Origin of the sequence: Klebsiella sp. JN_Kp126, from assembly GCF_033843325.1 — a bacterium.
GTDB lineage: Bacteria > Pseudomonadota > Gammaproteobacteria > Enterobacterales > Enterobacteriaceae > Klebsiella > Klebsiella michiganensis.
In genome coordinates, this window is the sequence record NZ_JAWXQV010000053.1 from 50,284 (window position 1) to 67,148 (window position 16,865).

A 16,865-nucleotide genomic window follows, 5' to 3' on the forward strand; every position below is an offset into this window, starting at 1 on the left:
TTTGCGCGCTACATCATGACTTCGCTGTGCCGGTCGCGGTACTCCTTCGGCGTCACGTCGTACTCTTTCTTAAACACCGAATAGAAATACTGCAGCGATGGATAGCCGCACATCTGGGAGATTTCGTTAATCGATAGGGTGGTTGATACCAGCAGACTGCGCGCTTTTTCCAGCTTCTCGCTGTGGATCACCGTATGAATGGTTTCGCCGACTTCCTCTTTGAAGCGCTTTTCCAGATTCGAGCGGGAAATACCCACGGCGTCCAGCACCTGCTCAACTTTAATTCCTTTACAGGCGTGGTTACGGATATAGTGCATCGCCTGAATAACCGAGGGATCGGTGAGCGAGCGGTAGTCGGTGGAGCGGCGTTCTACCACGCGCATCGGCGGGATAAGCTGACGCTGAAGCGGCAGCTCTTCATTCTCCAGCAGGCGATGCAGCAGTTTTGCCGCCTGGTAGCCCATCTGACGGGTGCCCTGCGCAACGGAGGAGAGCGCCACGCGCGACAGGTAGCGGGTAAGCTCTTCGTTATCTATGCCGATAACGCACAGCTTTTCCGGGACGGGGATATGCAGCCGCTCGCAGGCTTGTAATACGTGGCGCGCGCGGGCGTCGGTAACGGCGATGATGCCGGTTTGCGGCGGCAGGGTTTGCAGCCAGTCGGCGAGGCGGTTTTGCGCGTGCTGCCAGTTTTCCGGCGCCGTCTCGAGCCCCTGATAGACCACGCCGCGATATTTCTCTCTGGCGACCAGCTGGCAAAACGCGTGTTCGCGCTCGGCGGCCCAGCCTTTACAGCTGGAAGCGGGCAGGCCGTAAAAGGCGAAGCGGTTAATGCCTTTTTCCTTCAGATGGAGGAAGGCGCTCTCAACCAGCGCGGCGTTGTCGGTGGCGATATAGTGAACCGGCGGATAGCACTCCGGGCGGTGGAAGGAGCCGCCGACGCCGACAATCGGAACATTCACGTCGATCAGCAGGTTTTCAATTTCCGGGTCGTCGTAATCGGCAATAACGCCGTCGCCTAACCACTCTTTGATGTTTTCAATTCGTGCCCGAAAATCTTCCTCAATGAAGATATCCCATTCCAGTTGCGATGCTTGTAAATATTCGCCGACGCCCTCAACGACCTGGCGATCGTAGGCTTTGTTGGCATTGAATAACAGCGTAATACGGTGACGCTTTTCAAACATAGTGTTGTTCCTGGTCTCTCTTGCAGGCCATACAATACCGGCCAATGCCCGGATTTTTTCAAGCTACTTGTGCCTAAGTTTGGCGGTAGCGCAAATAATTCGGGCATTTTTTTTCACAGCCCTCAGCTTCGGCGTTTCGTGGCGGAATCCATCCATACCGCGAGCAATAAAATGACCCCTTTAACGATGTACTGCCAGAAGGTGGCGACGTCCATCATGCTCATGCCGTTGTCCAGCGCGGACATGATAAAAGCGCCCATGACCGCGCCCGCGACGCTGCCGACGCCGCCGGCGAGGCTGGTACCGCCGATTACGCAGGCGGCGATGGCGTCCAGTTCGGCGATGTTGCCGGCGGAAGGGGAACCGGCGCCCAGGCGCGAGCTGAGAATCAACCCGGCGATCGCCACCATCAGGCCGTTAATGGCGAACACCGCCAGCTTGGTGCGCTCCACGCTGATACCGGATAAACGCGCGGCCTCCAGGTTGCCGCCGATGGCGTAGATGCGGCGCCCAAACGCGGTACGGGTGGCCATAAACATGCCCGCCAGCAGCAGCGCGGCGAGGATCAGTACCGGCGTCGGGACGCCGCGATAGTCGTTTAACAACCAGATGGCGCCCAGCACGATAACGGCGGTGATTGTCTGACGGCCAACGGTTGAGGCGGAGGCGGGCGTGGAGAGGCCCAGAGCCTGGCGTCGCATACGGCCGCGCCACTGCCAGATAATAAATGCCGCCATACCCAGCACGCCGATGCCAAAGCCAATACCATCAGGTAGATAGCTCTGGCCGATTTGCGACATCGCCGGGCTGGTGGGAGAGACGGTGGTGCCGTTGGTGATGCCTATCAGAATACCGCGAAATGCCAGCATCCCGGCGAGCGTCACGATAAACGAGGGGACCTTACGATAGGCAACCCACCAACCGTTCCAGGCCCCCAGCAGCAGACCCAGGACCAGGGTAACCACAATTGTCAGCGGTAGCGGCCAACCGAGCCAGACGTCAAAGATTGCCGCCGCGCCGCCGAGCAGGCCCATCATTGAGCCCACGGAGAGGTCGATCTCGGCGGAAATAATCACAAACACCATGCCGACCGCGAGAATGCCGGTGATAGCGGTCTGGCGCAGCAGGTTGGAGATATTACGCGCGCTCAGATAAGCGCCTTCGGTAGTCCAGGTGAAAAACAGCATAATGGCCACGATGGCGGCGATCATCACGAATACCTGGAGGTTCATCCCCTTCAGCCCTGACAGCGCGCCGGCAGTAGGCGGGGTGAGTTTCATTTCAGACGACGTGTTCTTCGACATGGCGTTCGCTCCTCAGTGCGGCTTCCATTACCTGTTCCTGGGTCAGACCCTGGTTGATCAAATTAGCCTTCAGCTTACCCTCATGCATCACCAGCACCCGGTCGCTTAGGCCAAGCACTTCGGGCAGCTCGGATGAAATGACAATGACGGCGATCCCCTGCTGCACCAGCTGATTAATCAGCTTGTAGATTTCATACTTGGCGCCGATGTCGATGCCGCGGGTAGGCTCATCGAGTATCAGAATGCGCGGGTTCAGTAGCAGGCAGCGGGCGAGGATCGCCTTTTGCTGATTGCCGCCGCTCAGGCGACCGATCGCCAGCTCCGGCGATGAGGTTTTGATCTTCAAACGCTGGATGGATTGCTGAATACAGTGCTGCTCTCCGGCATCGTCAAGACTGCTCAGCGGACCGGTAAACTGGTTTAACGCGGCGAGGGTGATGTTTTTACCCACCGCCATGACCGGCACAATACCGTCTTTCTTTCTGTCTTCCGGTACCATGGCGATGCCCTGGGCAATAGCCTGCTGGCAGCTGTGAATCGTCACCTGCTGGCCATCAATAAAGACTTTTCCTTGCCAGCGGCCCGGCCAGACGCCGAACAGGCACTGCACCGCTTCGGTTCGGCCCGCGCCGACCAGCCCGGCGATCCCCAGAATTTCGCCGCGCCGTAGCGAGAAGGAGACGTCATTGACGCGCTTAATGTGGCGATTCACCGGGTGCCAGGCCGTCAGGTTTTCCACCCGCAGGATTTCCTCGCCGCAGCTGTGGGCTTCGCTTGGATAGAGGGCGGTAAGCTCGCGGCCGACCATCATGGTGATAATGTCATCTTCGTTCATGCCGTCAGCGTTACGGGTACCGATATGCTGCCCATCGCGGATCACGCAGATGGTGTCGGAGATGGCTTTGACTTCATTGAGCTTGTGGGAAATGTAAATACAGGCAATACCGTGATTTTGCAGATCGCGAATAATATTCAGCAGAATTGCCGTCTCCTGCTCCGTTAACGAGGCGGTGGGTTCGTCGAGAATTAACAACCGTACCTGTTTATTCAGCGCTTTTGCTATTTCGACCAGCTGCTGCTGGCCAAGGCCCAAATCGCCGACGCGGGTATCGGGTGATATGGCTAAATTGACCTGGGCCAGCAGCTTTTCGCAGCGTAAGGTCATGGTTTCGTAATCCAGCAGACCGTGGCGGGAAATCTCCGCGCCGAGAAAAATATTCTCCAGAACGGTCAGATGTTTTACCAGCGCCAGCTCCTGATGAATGATGGCAATCCCTTTGCGCTCGGTATCGCGTATATGGCCCGGCCGCAACGTTTCCCCGGAAAAAATAATCTCTCCCTCGTAGCTACCGTGCGGATATATTCCGCAAAGGACCTTCATGAGCGTGGATTTACCGGAGCCGTTTTCGCCGCACAGCGAGACCACTTCTCCGGCGTTAAGCCGCAGACTGACATTATCAATCGCCTTCACCGTACCGAAGGTTTTAGTAATGTTTTTCATTTCGAGTAACCAGGACATAGAGACTCCACATAAGCGATATCCGGCTGGATGGGGCAACGCCCCCGGGAGAGGGCGTCAGAGATTACAGCTCGCTTTTTTTGTGGAAACCGTCTTTGATCACCGTCTGGTCAATGTTGTCTTTATTGACCTCAATGGGCGTCAGCAGCCGGGAAGGCACATCTTTGAGGCCGTTGTTGAGCGTGGCGTCGGCCTTCGGTTGCTTATCGTTGCCCAGTTCGACGGCGATCTCTGCTGCGGTGGTGGCAAGGTCAGCGATCGGTTTGTAAACGGTCATCGTCTGAGTGCCAGCGATAATGCGCTTCACGCCGGCGAGGTCGGCATCCTGGCCGGAAATCGCCACTTTGCCTGCGAGCCCCTGGGCGCTTAACGCCTGAATGGCGCCGCCGGCGGTGGCATCGTTAGAGGCGACGACCGCATCAATTTTGTTATTGTTGGCGGTCAGGGCGTTTTCCATAATCTTCAACGCATTTTCTGGCAGCCATCCGTCGACCCACTGATCGCCGACGACCTTAATTTTTCCTTCATCAATATAGGGCTTAAGAACTTTCATTTGGCCGGCGCGGAAAAGCTTGGCGTTATTGTCTACCGGCGAGCCGCCCATTAAGAAATAGTTGCCCTGAGGCACTTTATTGACCAGGCTTTGCGCCTGCATTTCGCCAACTTTCTCATTATTAAACGAAATATAGAAATCAATGTCGGCATTATTGATGAGACGATCGTAGGCGAGAACTTTAATTCCCTCCTGTTTAGCCTCTTTTATCACATTACTCAGCACCTGACCGTTATAGGGAATAATAACCAGAACGTCGACGCCGCGATTAATCATATTTTCGATTTGCGACATTTGCGTTTCTTCGTTGCCATTGGCTGACTGGACGAATACTTTTGCACCTAATGATTCAGCTTTATTGACAAAAATATCGCGATCTTTTTGCCAGCGCTCAAGGCGCAGGTCGTCAATCGCCATGCCAATTTTGACTTCTTTCGCAATGCCCGACAGGCTGGTGAGGAGGAGTGAAGCACAGAGCGTTAGGCAAAGGTTCTTTATCTTCATAATAATAACACCTTTTTTGTAAAGTGCAGGATAAGACGAACGATAAAAATAAACGGCCTGATACGTAGCAGATTTTTAACGCGGAAAGGAGCGCTGGCAATTATCTATGCTTATTTTGCCGTTATGAAATTTTGTTTATTTGTTAATTTATGACCGCGATCGTACTTTAATAATTAGTTCTCATCGTATTTCATTGATCTCTCGTGGCGTAAGCAGCGAAGTGAGGGCGTTGTTCTATTGTTTTTGCGACCTGGCGCACGTTTGTGGATTCTCTCAATCACAGTGTGAAATAACGTAATTGAGGAAACTAAAAAGAGAATTCTATATTGGCTTATGACTTATTACTCGCCGCATCCCTGAATATGGAGTTCATTATGCAGACCTATTTTGATCAGCTCGATCGCGTTCGTTATGAAGGCCCGAAATCCGCTAACCCACTGGCTTTCCGTCATTACAATCCGGATGAGCTGGTCCTGGGCAAACGGATGGAAGAGCACCTGCGCTTTGCGGCCTGCTACTGGCACACCTTCTGCTGGAACGGCGCTGATATGTTCGGCGTGGGCTCCTTTAACCGCCCGTGGCAGCAGCCGGGCGAAGCGCTGGAAATGGCGAAACGCAAAGCCGATGTCGCGTTTGAGTTTTTCCACAAACTGAACGTACCGTACTACTGCTTCCACGACGTTGACGTTTCTCCGGAAGGGGCGTCGTTGAAAGAGTATGCCAATAACTTCGCGCAGATGGTGGATGTGCTGGCGGAAAAACAGCAGCAGAGCGGCGTCAAGCTGCTGTGGGGTACGGCAAACTGCTTTACGAACCCGCGTTACGGTGCCGGTGCGGCAACCAACCCGGATCCGGAAGTGTTCAGCTGGGCGGCCACTCAGGTGGTGACCGCGATGGATGCGACCCACAAACTGGGCGGGGAAAACTACGTCCTGTGGGGCGGCCGCGAAGGCTATGAAACTCTGCTCAATACCGACCTGCGCCAGGAGCGCGAGCAGATTGGCCGCTTTATGCAGCTGGTCGTGGAGCATAAACATAAAATCGGCTTCCAGGGCACGCTGCTGATTGAACCTAAACCGCAGGAGCCAACCAAGCATCAGTACGATTACGACGCGTCTACCGTCTATGGCTTCCTGAAACAGTTCGGCCTGGAAAAAGAGATCAAACTGAACATCGAAGCGAACCACGCGACGCTGGCCGGCCACACTTTCCACCACGAAATTGCGACCGCCATTGCTCTGGGTCTGTTTGGTTCCGTTGATGCTAACCGCGGCGACCCGCAGCTGGGCTGGGATACCGACCAGTTCCCGAACAGCGTTGAAGAGAATGCGCTGGTGATGTACGAAATCCTGAAAGCGGGCGGCTTCACCACCGGCGGCCTGAACTTTGATGCTAAAGTGCGTCGTCAGAGTACCGACAAATACGACCTGTTCTACGGCCACATTGGCGCGATGGACACCATGGCGCTGGCGTTAAAAGTCGCTGCTCGTATGATTGAAGACGGCGAGCTGGATAAACGCGTCGCCAGGCGCTATGCCGGCTGGAACGGCGAGCTGGGTCAGCAGATCCTGAAAGGCCAGATGAACCTGGCGGACATTGCCCAGTATGCCACTCAGCATAACCTGGCGCCGGAGCACCAGAGCGGCCATCAGGAACTGCTGGAAAACGTGGTTAACCGTTACCTCTTTGATCGCTAATGAGGGCGATGATGCCCGGTGAGCCCGGGCATTGGCGATAACCGATGCTTTATTCGCGCCACGCTTAGCCGTGGCGCGTCAGTAAGGAGAGGCTGTATGTATATCGGGATTGATCTGGGCACCTCGGGCGTCAAGGCTATTCTGCTCAACGAGCAGGGCGAGGTCGTGGCTTCGCATACCGAAAAGCTCAACGTGTCGCGTCCGCACCCTTTATGGTCTGAACAAGATCCTGAGCACTGGTGGCTGGCGACGGACCGCGCGATGAAAGCGCTGGGCGCGCAGCACTCGCTGCGCGAAGTCAAAGCGTTAGGTATTGCGGGCCAGATGCACGGCGCGACGCTGCTGGATAAGCAACAGCGCGTCCTGCGCCCGGCAATTTTATGGAATGATGGCCGCTGCGGTGAAGAGTGCGCGCTGCTGGAAGAGAACGTCAGCCGTTCGCGGCAGATAACCGGCAACCTGATGATGCCGGGATTTACCGCGCCGAAGCTGCTGTGGGTACAACGTCACGAGCCTGAGATCTTCAAACAGGTCGATAAGGTCCTGCTGCCAAAAGATTATTTACGTTTGCGCATGACCGGTGAGTTTGCCAGCGATATGTCCGATGCCGCCGGAACGATGTGGATGGACGTGGCGCGCCGCGACTGGAGCGATGAGATGCTCGCCGCCTGCGGTCTGAGCCGCGATAACATGCCGGCGCTGTTCGAAGGATGTGAAGTGACGGGTTCGCTGCGCCCGGCCGTCGCGCAGTCGTGGAATATGCCGGAAGCGCTGGTGGTGGCCGGCGGCGGCGACAACGCGGCGGGGGCGGTGGGTGTTGGCATGGCGGATGCGGGCCAGGCGATGCTGTCGCTGGGGACCTCCGGCGTCTACTTTGCCGTCAGCGACGGCTTTCTTAGCAAGCCGGAAAGCGCCGTACACAGTTTTTGCCACGCGCTGCCCGGGCGCTGGCATCTGATGTCGGTCATGCTGAGCGCGGCTTCTTGCCTCGATTGGGCGGCGACATTAACCGGCCTCGGCACGGTTCCGGCGCTGATTGCGGCGGCGGAAGCGGCGAACGACGATGCCGATCCGGTCTGGTTCCTGCCCTACCTCTCCGGTGAACGTACGCCGCACAATAATCCGCAGGCCAAAGGCGTCTTTTTCGGCCTGACTCATCAACATGGTCCGGCGGAACTGGCGCGGGCGGTGCTTGAGGGCGTCGGTTATGCGCTGGCGGACGGTATGGATGTGGTTCACGCCTGCGGCGTGAAGCCCGAGAGCGTCACGCTTATCGGCGGCGGCGCGCGCAGCGCCTACTGGCGGCAAATGCTGGCGGATATTAGCGGCCAGCAGCTGGACTTCCGCACCGGCGGTGACGTCGGCCCCGCGCTTGGCGCGGCGCGGCTGGCCCAGCTGGCGTTGCATCAAAATATCGCGTTTTCCGATCTACTTCCTCAGCTCCCGCTGGAACAGGCTCATCGTCCTGATGCCGAGCGCTTTGCTCGTTACGCCCCTCGCCGGGAAACCTTCCGCCAGATTTATCAGCAGCTTTTACCGCTGATGTCCTGATTCTTTCGCCCCTGTCGATGGGGCGAATTCATCTCTTGAATGTTTTTAAATTCATGTAGTTATCGAGTGTATTTATATATTCCGAATTTGTCGTTTCAGGGACGAAAAGTACGGATAAACGCATCCTGCCAGTCCACAATGGGGCCTGTCTTATGCCAGGGAGGCACCATGAAAAACAATCTTATTGCAAGGCTGTTGATGTCTATTGGCGCACTGGTTTATCTGGTGGGAATCTGGCGAACCTGCCCATTATTTAGCGGTAAAGGCTATTTTTTGGGCGTTCTGGTCATGGGGATGTTTGCTGTGCTCACGCATCAGCGAACGGCGCAGGAAGTACAGCGAGACGGCGATTTTATCTCGCTGTGCCGGCTGGTGGTGCTGCTGTCGGCGGGATTGCTGCTGGTCGGCGCCTGGTTTGTCCCGGCTCCGTGGCGTGAAAAAAGTATTTACGTGATGGCGTGGTTTGTCTGTATGTACGGCGCGTCGGCAACGCCTTATCCCGCTAAAGTCACGGATAAAGCTCGCAATAACTCAGTGGAATAAGCTGTCAGCGGACAGCGAAGAGAGGTAGTTACAAATGGAAACGAAAGCGACGACATATTCACCCGCGTTTCATCTGATCTCATGGATTGCGCTGGTTGGCGGCATCCTGACGTATCTGATTGGCCTGTGGAACGCGCAGATGGAGCTCAATGAAAAGGGCTACTATTTTGCCGTACTGGTTCTGGGGCTTTTTTCCGCCGCCTCTTATCAAAAGACGGTGCGTGATAAATACGAAAAGATCCCAACCACTACGATGTATTACTTGTCCTGCCTGATCGCCTTTGCGATTGCTGTGGGTCTGCTGGCGGTGGGATTGTGGAACGCAACGCTGATGCTCAGTGAGAAAGGCTTTTATGGCCTGGCGTTCTTTTTAAGCCTTTTCGGCGCCGTGGCGGTGCAGAAGAATATACGTGATGTCTGGGATCGTTCTTCTCTAAGCGAGGTCGGCGCAGTCACGGAAGAGCCCGCTGAGTAAACGACGCGCCGGCGTTGAACCGCAGGCGCCGTTTTTCAGCTCACCAGCCGGCGGCTGTCAATGCGCTGTACCAACATTGATAGCGCCAGGCTACCCAGCAGCGCAGCGCTGAATATCCAGGCAATATCCAACATTGGCCAGCGGGTCAGCTCCAGTCCGCTGGCGCGCAGCGCGTGAATAATCAGCGCATGAAATCCGTAAATGCCTAACGAATGGCGCGCAATAAGCGCAATAAACGGCAGCTGACGCGTATTGAGCGTATTTTTTACCAGCGTCAGCAGGGCGAGCGCGCAGACAAAAACCGCGGGGCCGCAGTATAAATACCAGGTATCACCAAAATCGCCGCGCCAGCGCAGTTCGTGCAGCGTGCCGCGTGATATTACCCATACTCCCGTGATGAATAGCCCAGCGCAGAGCGCAGTCAGCCATTTTTTATCGGTATCCAGCGTGCCGATTGCCCGCCCTAATACGCCGTACATCACGTAGTAGAACGTATCGCCGTTGATATAGAGATTGAGCGGCAGCCATTCAACGCCTGCGGCTTTCACCGGGACCATATTGGGGTTTGCCAGAATACCCAGCACCAGCATCAGCGCCAGCAGCATCCTGCCGCTCACCTGCTTAACCTGCACCAGCGGAGAAAGCAGGTAAATGACCACGATAGCGAAGAAGAACCACAGATGGTAGAACACCGGTTTCTGCAGCAAATTTCTCAGCGACAGTTCAACGTTGATGTGGGTAAACAAGGTGATATAGAGCAGCGACAGCGCACTATAAAAGAGAATGCATAGTGCGATACGCCGAAAATGGCGGGGCTGGGCGCTGCGCTCGCCGAAAAACAGATAGCCTGAAATCATGAAAAACAGGGGGACGCTGACGCGAGATGCCGAGTTGAGGATATTGGCGAGATCCCACTCCAGCAGGCTGATGGTGTGCGGATGCGTGATATACCAGGTGGTACTATGAATCATGACCACCATCATGCAGGCAATGCCGCGCAAATGGGTAATCCAGTGAATTTTTTCCTGCATCAGTGCCTCTGTTTCTCCTTCTCAGAAAGGGTCTGACCGCCCTTATACGCTGGTATCGCAGTGGAATAATCCGAGTTTTTCGGCATAGACTTGTCGAGGTGTGGCCCAATTCGCACAATGTGCCGATTATTTAACGTAACCTGCACGATAACAATTTACTAACAAGGCGGTCGAGAAAAAATGGTGATGAAATATGTGTTTTCTGGACTACTGCTGTGCCTGCTGGCGGGCTGTAGCGCGACGCCGTCTCCGCCAGTGCAGAAGGCGCAGAAAGCACGGATAACGCCGCAGGCTACCCTCAATATGGCGCAGCTTTGCAAGGATAATGCCGCCGTTCGTTATAGTACAGGCGTGCGCCAGGTTGACATCAGCCATTTCGAGCAGTTTCAGGGGAGCTACGAGCTTTCGGGCAAGACTGCGCGGAATGAACATTTTATCTGTTCTTTTGACCCGGACGGACAGTTTTTGCATCTTTCCATGCGCTAAACGCGCCCACGGTGGCGCTTATTTCCGCAATTTTCCCTAAACAATCCCGTTTCATACTGTATATCTCGCAGCCAGCGGGTATACTGGCTCCTTCCTTTAAATCCACACGTATCCAGCACGAAATCATATGCAAAAGTTTGATACCAGGACCTTCCAGGGCCTGATCCTGACCTTACAGGATTACTGGGCTCGCCAGGGCTGCACCATTGTTCAACCACTGGACATGGAAGTCGGCGCAGGCACCTCTCACCCGATGACCTGCTTACGCGCATTGGGTCCCGAGCCGATGGCGACCGCCTACGTGCAGCCTTCCCGCCGTCCGACCGATGGTCGCTACGGTGAAAACCCGAACCGTTTACAGCACTACTATCAGTTCCAGGTGGTGATAAAACCCTCTCCGGATAATATCCAGGAGCTGTACCTTGGGTCTCTGAAAGAGCTGGGTATGGATCCGACCATCCACGACATTCGCTTCGTCGAAGACAACTGGGAAAACCCGACGCTGGGCGCCTGGGGTCTGGGTTGGGAAGTGTGGCTGAACGGTATGGAAGTCACGCAGTTCACCTACTTCCAGCAGGTTGGCGGTCTGGAGTGTAAGCCGGTCACCGGCGAGATCACCTACGGTCTGGAACGTCTGGCGATGTATATCCAGGGTGTCGACAGCGTTTACGATCTGGTCTGGAGCGATGGCCCGCTGGGTAAAACGACCTACGGCGACGTGTTCCATCAGAACGAAGTGGAGCAATCCACCTATAACTTCGAATATGCCGACGTGGACTTCCTGTTCTCCTGCTTCGAGCAGTATGAGAAAGAAGCCCAGCAGCTGCTGGCGCTGGAAAACCCGCTGCCGCTGCCTGCCTACGAGCGCATTCTGAAAGCCGCCCATAGCTTTAACCTGCTGGACGCGCGTAAAGCCATCTCCGTCACCGAGCGTCAGCGCTATATCCTGCGCATTCGCACCCTGACCAAAGCAGTGGCTGAAGCTTACTATGCTTCCCGTGAAGCCCTGGGCTTCCCGATGTGCAACAAGAATAAATAAGAGGCGGCCATGTCTGAGAAAACTTTCCTGGTGGAAATCGGCACTGAAGAGCTGCCACCAAAAGCACTGCGCAGCCTGGCTGAATCCTTTGCTGCGAACGTGACCGCAGAGCTGGATAACGCTGGCCTCGCGCACGGTAAAGTTGAATGGTTTGCCGCACCGCGCCGTCTGGCGCTGAAGGTGGCGAATCTGGCGGCTGCGCAGGCAGACCGTGAAGTTGAAAAACGCGGCCCGGCGATTGCCCAGGCGTTTGACGCCAGCGGCCACCCGAGCAAAGCGGCCGAAGGCTGGGCGCGCGGCTGCGGTATCACCGTCGATCAGGCTGAACGTCTGACGACCGATAAAGGCGAATGGCTGCTGTATCGTGCCCACGTGAAAGGCGAGAGCACCGAAGCGCTGCTGCCGAACATGATCGCGACCTCGCTGGCGAAGCTGCCGATCCCGAAACTGATGCGCTGGGGCGCGTCCGACGTCCACTTCGTGCGTCCGGTTCATACCGTGACCCTGCTGCTGGGCGACAAAGTAATCCCGGCCACCATTCTGGGCGTGCAGTCCGATCGCGTTATTCGCGGCCACCGCTTTATGGGTGAGGCGGAGTTCACTATCGATAATGCCGATCAGTATCCGCAGATCCTGCTGGAGCGCGGTAAAGTCATCGCCGATTACGAACAGCGTAAAGCCACAATCAAAGCGGATGCGGAAGAAGCGGCGCGTAAAATTGGCGGCAACGCCGATCTGAGCGAAAGCCTGCTGGAAGAGGTGACTTCACTGGTTGAATGGCCGGTGGTCCTCACCGCGAAGTTCGAAGAAAAATTCCTTGCGGTGCCTGCCGAAGCGCTGGTTTACACCATGAAAGGGGACCAGAAGTACTTCCCGGTTTACGACAACGCGGGCAAGCTGCTGCCGAATTTTATCTTCGTCGCCAACATCGAATCGAAAGATCCGACCCAGATTATTTCCGGTAACGAAAAAGTGGTGCGTCCGCGTCTGGCGGACGCTGAGTTCTTCTTCAATACCGACCGTAAAAAACGTCTGGAAGATAACCTTCCGCGTCTGCAAACCGTGCTGTTCCAGCAGCAGCTGGGTACGCTGCGCGATAAGACCGATCGTATTCAGGCGCTGGCCGGCTGGATCGCTGAGCAGATTGGCGCGGACGTCAATCATGCTACCCGCGCGGGCCTGCTCTCCAAGTGCGATCTGATGACCAACATGGTCTTCGAGTTCACCGACACGCAGGGCGTGATGGGGATGCACTACGCGCGCCATGATGGCGAAGCGGAAGACGTTGCCGTTGCCCTGAACGAGCAGTATCAGCCGCGCTTTGCCGGCGATGACCTGCCGTCTAACCCGGTGGCCTGCGCCGTGGCGATTGCCGATAAGATGGACACCCTGGCGGGTATCTTCGGTATCGGCCAGCACCCGAAAGGCGATAAAGACCCGTTTGCGCTGCGTCGTGCCGCGCTGGGCGTGCTGCGTATCATCGTTGAGAAGAACCTGAATCTGGATCTGCAAACGCTGACTGAAGAAGCGGTGCGTCTGTACGGCGACAAGCTGACGAATGGCAACGTGGTCGACGATGTTATCGACTTTATGCTGGGACGCTTCCGCGCCTGGTATCAGGATGAAGGCTATACCGTCGACACGATTCAGGCGGTACTGGCGCGTCGTCCAACCCGTCCGGCAGACTTCGATGCGCGTATGAAGGCGGTTTCCCACTTCCGTACCCTCGAAGAGTCCTCCGCCCTGGCGGCGGCGAACAAGCGTGTATCCAACATTCTGGCGAAATCAGACGTGACGCTGAACGATATCGTTCACGCCTCCGTACTGAAAGAAGCGGCTGAAATCAAGCTGGCAGGCAATTTAGTCGTGCTGCGCGATAAGCTGCAGCCGTACTTCGCCGAAGCGCGTTACCAGGATGCGCTGATTGAGCTGGCGTCCCTGCGCGAGCCGGTGGATGAGTTCTTCGAGAACGTGATGGTGAACGCAGAAGACCAGGATGTGCGCGTAAACCGACTGACGCTGCTGTCCAAGCTGCGCGATCTGTTCCTGCAGGTAGCGGATATTTCCCTGCTGCAGTAAGTGAATGGGTAATAATAAAAAACCTGCCTGCGGGCAGGTTTTTTTATACTAAAAATATAAGTAAGTGAACCATTAATAATTCGCTGATTGATATTTTCGCTATTTTCATTGATTGCCGGGAATTATTTTAGGAATATGCCATCGTAGTCTGGTCAGATATTTACGGTAGAATGCTGACGGGTGCTTGAGACTGTTTGTCTCAGGCGTTCAGCGGGAGACAAACAGAGAAAAGCCCCACCTGATGATAAATCAAAGTGAGGCTCCCCTATGCATGAACACCATAAGAGTAGCCTCTTACCTGTTGAAAATCAACACGGGAGGCGAGGAATGCCGCAAAAGTATCTGTTGTTTAGCTTAATAGTGATTTGCTTCACTATTTTATTATTTACCTGGATGGTGCGTGATTCGCTGTGTGAATTACAGCTCAGGCAGGGGAATATTGAGCTGGTGGCGTTCTTAGCCTGTGGGATTAAAACGTAAGAGACGGTGGCGGAGAGCGATCTCCGCCATTCTTACGGCGTTAAGCATTCTTATAGCACCCTGTTTTTTTCATGAAATCATTATTTCGCCTCCTGAAACCAGGAGGCTTTTTTTCCGGATTCACGGCCTGTCGAAAAAACAGGCTTGAAATGTATACCGGGGTATGGCTATCCTATGGCCCGACGAATCCCTCGTCTCACCGGAGAGCACGCGCCAAATGAACAAACACGACTGATGAATTTCACGCCTTGCTTCGCGCTATTTGCGAGCAGGGGAGGTATTGATTTCATTCAGGAGTGCTTATGGCTCATTGTGCCCGGTCCCCCTCTTTTCTTTTGCATCAGGTCACCTGTCAGTTAGCGACGGGAGATACGCTTTTTGGTCCGCTGAATTTATCGCTGGAAGGCACCCTCTGCGGGCTTGTCGGGCGCAATGGCGTCGGTAAAACCCGATTATTGCGTTTGCTGGCGGGCCTGGACTCGCCGTCGAGCGGCCATATCGAACGTGTGGCTTCGGTGAGCTACGTTGCTCAGCAGCATGTCATGTTTCCTGATACGACGCTGGCGGAATGGCTTGGCGTCGAATTCGTTTTTTCTGCTCTGGCTCGTCTTGAACGGGGCGAAGGGCGAGCCGACGATCTTGAACGTCTTGATGGCTTTTGGGATCTCCCGGAGCGCCTGAATGCAGGATTCCAGGCCGCTGGCTTAGGAGAATTTTCCCCCGGACGGCTCGCCTCTTCGCTGAGCGGCGGGGAAAGAGTGAAGGCGCAGCTGTGCGGAGCGTTCCTGTCCGACGCGGATTTCCTCCTGCTTGACGAACCCACCAACCATCTCGACCGACAAGGCCGCGCGTGGCTATATCAGCAGCTTGAGCAATGGCGCGGAGGGGCGTTGATCGCCAGCCACGATCGGGAGCTACTGACCCAAATGCCGCGCATCCTCGAGCTGGCATCCGCGGCTTTGCGCAGCTACGGCGGCAATTATGTGGATTATCAGCAGCAGCGTGAGCTGGAGCAGCAGGCGGCTCGCGCCGCGCTGGAGCATGCGGTTACTGAAAGGCGACGAACCCGGGCGCGGATGCAAAAAGAGCACGATGCCTGCCGGCGCCGCTCGGCGCAGACGTTGCGCACTATCGACACGCTCAATATCGCTTCATTTGAGCGTGTTGCCTGGAAAGGGGCGGCAAAAGAGCGTCCCGGCACCCTTAAGCGCCAGCATCGTGAACAAAGCAGCATCCTCAACGATGCGATAGAGCAGGCGCGTGAGCGGGTAGAGGAAGACAACCCGGTGATGTTTACTCTGCCCGGTAGCCAGGTCGCTGCGGGAAAGCAGGTGCTGGAGCTGGACGCGTTGCGGCTGACCCATTCACCGATGGCAGCGCTGGACTGGCGTATAGATGGGCCGATGCGCGTGGCGCTACGCGGCCCTAACGGCTGCGGTAAAACAACGTTGCTTAAAACGCTGCTGGGCCTGCAGCCGCCGCGCTCAGGAAGCTGCCGCTTATCGGTTAACGCGGCGTATCTGGATCAGCATCTGAGCCAGCTGGATCTGTCATTGTCCATCATGGCGCACCTGAATCTCGGTGATACGCCCTTAGAAGAAGGTGTGCTGCGCAGCCAGCTGGCGCAGCTACAGCTGGGGGCGGACAAAGTCCATCTACCGCTATCGGTTCTGAGCGGAGGCGAAAGATTAAAAGCGGCGCTGGCCTGCGTGCTCTGGCGACGGGAGGCTACGCAGCTGCTGCTGTTGGATGAGCCCACTAACCATCTTGACCTGGCGTCCACTCTGGCGATTGAAAAAGCGCTGGCACAGTTTCCCGGCGCGATGCTGGTGGTGTCACATGATGAAGCTTTTTTACGGGCGCTGAAGCTGACCCATTGCCTGGCATGGCGGGAAGAGGGCTGGAGCGTTGAGAGGCTATAAATGCAAAAAACCGCCATCGATGGATGGCGGTGACTTAAGGTGCAAATAAAAAAATCCCCGCCGTTTGGCAGGGACTTAATAATTTTGAGCTTTTTAAGCTTACAGGCTGGTTACGTTGCCAGCTGCCGGGCCTTTAGCGCCGCTTTCGATGGTGAAGGAAACTTTCTGACCTTCGTCCAGAGATTTGTAGCCTTCGTTCTGGATAGCAGAGAAGTGTACGAACACGTCTTTAGAACCATCGTCAGGAGTGATGAAGCCAAAGCCTTTGTCAGCGTTGAACCATTTTACGATACCAGTCATTTTACCGGACATAGTGAATTACCTTTAAAAAAATAAATGAGCCTTGCGGCGTTACGGTCTGGACTACAGATTTAAAGCGATAAAGGGAAAGTTCACTACCGGGGTATCAACGGATAACCTTTGAAGGACTGCTCTATTCGAATGCTCTGTGGTCTTTACTTCAAACCTGCGAGCATTAACGCATGTTCACGTTGT

15 protein-coding genes are annotated in these 16,865 nt (G+C 55.6%); 9 read left to right on the plus strand and 6 right to left on the minus strand.

The features are described 5' to 3' along the window. Positions 1-8: 8 nt before the first annotated feature. The 4 genes from xylR to xylF form a co-directional block, all read right to left on the minus strand. Positions 9-1,187 (minus strand): D-xylose utilization transcriptional activator XylR, encoded by a 1,179-nt coding sequence (gene xylR / locus SIK97_RS10925; RefSeq protein ID WP_004126484.1) that lies wholly within the window; start codon positions 1,185-1,187, stop codon positions 9-11. 122 nt (positions 1,188-1,309) lie between these two features. Next, a complete protein-coding gene (xylH, locus tag SIK97_RS10930) occupies positions 1,310-2,491 on the minus strand; it encodes a xylose ABC transporter permease XylH (RefSeq protein ID WP_241183269.1) in 1,182 nt (393 codons plus the stop codon). Next, a complete protein-coding gene (locus SIK97_RS10935) occupies positions 2,469-4,010 on the minus strand; it encodes a xylose ABC transporter ATP-binding protein (RefSeq protein ID WP_057173473.1) in 1,542 nt (513 codons plus the stop codon). The genes xylH and SIK97_RS10935 overlap by 23 nt, the downstream gene beginning before the upstream one ends. Before the next feature lie 64 nt (positions 4,011-4,074). After that, entirely contained in the window at positions 4,075-5,067 is a 993-nt protein-coding gene (gene xylF / locus SIK97_RS10940; protein WP_014227205.1) for a D-xylose ABC transporter substrate-binding protein, read from the minus strand. Between the two features lie 374 nt (positions 5,068-5,441). Between xylF and xylA the strand changes: the two genes are divergently transcribed. The 4 genes from xylA (at position 5,442) to yiaA (ending at position 9,333) form a co-directional block, all read left to right on the plus strand. Further along, positions 5,442-6,764, plus strand: a complete 1,323-nt coding sequence (xylA, locus tag SIK97_RS10945; RefSeq protein WP_025106783.1) for a xylose isomerase — start codon at positions 5,442-5,444, stop codon at positions 6,762-6,764. A 96-nt stretch (positions 6,765-6,860) separates the two neighbouring features. After that, positions 6,861-8,315: a xylulokinase gene (xylB, locus tag SIK97_RS10950; protein ID WP_014227203.1), complete on the plus strand. Its 1,455-nt coding sequence runs from the start codon at positions 6,861-6,863 to the stop codon at positions 8,313-8,315. 168 nt (positions 8,316-8,483) lie between these two features. After that, positions 8,484-8,858, plus strand: a complete 375-nt coding sequence (yiaB, locus tag SIK97_RS10955) for an inner membrane protein YiaB (protein WP_057173472.1) — start codon at positions 8,484-8,486, stop codon at positions 8,856-8,858. 34 nt (positions 8,859-8,892) lie between these two features. Next, entirely contained in the window at positions 8,893-9,333 is a 441-nt protein-coding gene (gene yiaA / locus SIK97_RS10960; RefSeq protein ID WP_032751661.1) for an inner membrane protein YiaA, read from the plus strand. A gap of 35 nt (positions 9,334-9,368) precedes the next feature. Here the strand turns inward: yiaA and SIK97_RS10965 are convergent, their stop codons facing one another. Then, on the minus strand, positions 9,369-10,364 hold the full coding sequence (locus SIK97_RS10965; protein ID WP_025106787.1) for an acyltransferase: 996 nt from the start codon (positions 10,362-10,364) through the stop codon (positions 9,369-9,371). A 180-nt stretch (positions 10,365-10,544) separates the two neighbouring features. Here SIK97_RS10965 and SIK97_RS10970 point away from each other — a divergent pair, with 180 nt between their 5' ends. The 5 genes from SIK97_RS10970 (at position 10,545) to SIK97_RS10990 (ending at position 16,370) form a co-directional block, all read left to right on the plus strand. Then, positions 10,545-10,850, plus strand: coding sequence for a YsaB family lipoprotein (locus tag SIK97_RS10970; RefSeq protein WP_032751660.1), 306 nt, complete (start codon positions 10,545-10,547; stop codon positions 10,848-10,850). A gap of 127 nt (positions 10,851-10,977) precedes the next feature. Then, positions 10,978-11,889 (plus strand): glycine--tRNA ligase subunit alpha, encoded by a 912-nt coding sequence (gene glyQ, locus SIK97_RS10975; protein ID WP_004126458.1) that lies wholly within the window; start codon positions 10,978-10,980, stop codon positions 11,887-11,889. Positions 11,890-11,898: 9 nt separating this feature from the next. Further along, complete coding sequence (glyS, locus tag SIK97_RS10980) at positions 11,899-13,968, plus strand: glycine--tRNA ligase subunit beta (protein WP_057173471.1); 2,070 nt, start codon at positions 11,899-11,901, stop codon at positions 13,966-13,968. A gap of 327 nt (positions 13,969-14,295) precedes the next feature. Continuing rightward, positions 14,296-14,448, plus strand: a complete 153-nt coding sequence (hokA, locus tag SIK97_RS10985) for a type I toxin-antitoxin system toxin HokA (protein WP_004106778.1) — start codon at positions 14,296-14,298, stop codon at positions 14,446-14,448. A gap of 302 nt (positions 14,449-14,750) precedes the next feature. Beyond that, positions 14,751-16,370 (plus strand): ATP-binding cassette domain-containing protein, encoded by a 1,620-nt coding sequence (locus SIK97_RS10990; RefSeq protein WP_057173470.1) that lies wholly within the window; start codon positions 14,751-14,753, stop codon positions 16,368-16,370. A 99-nt stretch (positions 16,371-16,469) separates the two neighbouring features. Here SIK97_RS10990 and cspA read toward each other — a convergent pair whose 3' ends face one another. Next, positions 16,470-16,682 carry an RNA chaperone/antiterminator CspA gene (gene cspA, locus SIK97_RS10995; protein WP_004126446.1) on the minus strand — a complete coding sequence of 71 codons (213 nt, stop codon included), beginning with the start codon at positions 16,680-16,682 and terminating at the stop codon, positions 16,470-16,472. Positions 16,683-16,865: the final 183 nt, after the last annotated feature.

Excerpts from the sequence above, each read along its gene's own strand:
- xylR (WP_004126484.1), bottom strand. The coding sequence starts at position 1,187 with ATGTTTGAAAAGCGTCACCGTATTACGCTGTTATTCAATGCCAACAAA.
- xylH (WP_241183269.1), bottom strand. The coding sequence starts at position 2,491 with ATGTCGAAGAACACGTCGTCTGAAATGAAACTCACCCCGCCTACTGCC.
- SIK97_RS10935 (WP_057173473.1), bottom strand. The coding sequence starts at position 4,010 with ATGTCCTGGTTACTCGAAATGAAAAACATTACTAAAACCTTCGGTACG.
- xylF (WP_014227205.1), bottom strand. The coding sequence starts at position 5,067 with ATGAAGATAAAGAACCTTTGCCTAACGCTCTGTGCTTCACTCCTCCTC.
- xylA (WP_025106783.1), top strand. The coding sequence starts at position 5,442 with ATGCAGACCTATTTTGATCAGCTCGATCGCGTTCGTTATGAAGGCCCG.
- xylB (WP_014227203.1), top strand. The coding sequence starts at position 6,861 with ATGTATATCGGGATTGATCTGGGCACCTCGGGCGTCAAGGCTATTCTG.
- yiaB (WP_057173472.1), top strand. The coding sequence starts at position 8,484 with ATGAAAAACAATCTTATTGCAAGGCTGTTGATGTCTATTGGCGCACTG.
- yiaA (WP_032751661.1), top strand. The coding sequence starts at position 8,893 with ATGGAAACGAAAGCGACGACATATTCACCCGCGTTTCATCTGATCTCA.
- SIK97_RS10965 (WP_025106787.1), bottom strand. The coding sequence starts at position 10,364 with ATGCAGGAAAAAATTCACTGGATTACCCATTTGCGCGGCATTGCCTGC.
- SIK97_RS10970 (WP_032751660.1), top strand. The coding sequence starts at position 10,545 with ATGGTGATGAAATATGTGTTTTCTGGACTACTGCTGTGCCTGCTGGCG.
- glyQ (WP_004126458.1), top strand. The coding sequence starts at position 10,978 with ATGCAAAAGTTTGATACCAGGACCTTCCAGGGCCTGATCCTGACCTTA.
- glyS (WP_057173471.1), top strand. The coding sequence starts at position 11,899 with ATGTCTGAGAAAACTTTCCTGGTGGAAATCGGCACTGAAGAGCTGCCA.
- hokA (WP_004106778.1), top strand. The coding sequence starts at position 14,296 with ATGCCGCAAAAGTATCTGTTGTTTAGCTTAATAGTGATTTGCTTCACT.
- SIK97_RS10990 (WP_057173470.1), top strand. The coding sequence starts at position 14,751 with ATGGCTCATTGTGCCCGGTCCCCCTCTTTTCTTTTGCATCAGGTCACC.
- cspA (WP_004126446.1), bottom strand. The coding sequence starts at position 16,682 with ATGTCCGGTAAAATGACTGGTATCGTAAAATGGTTCAACGCTGACAAA.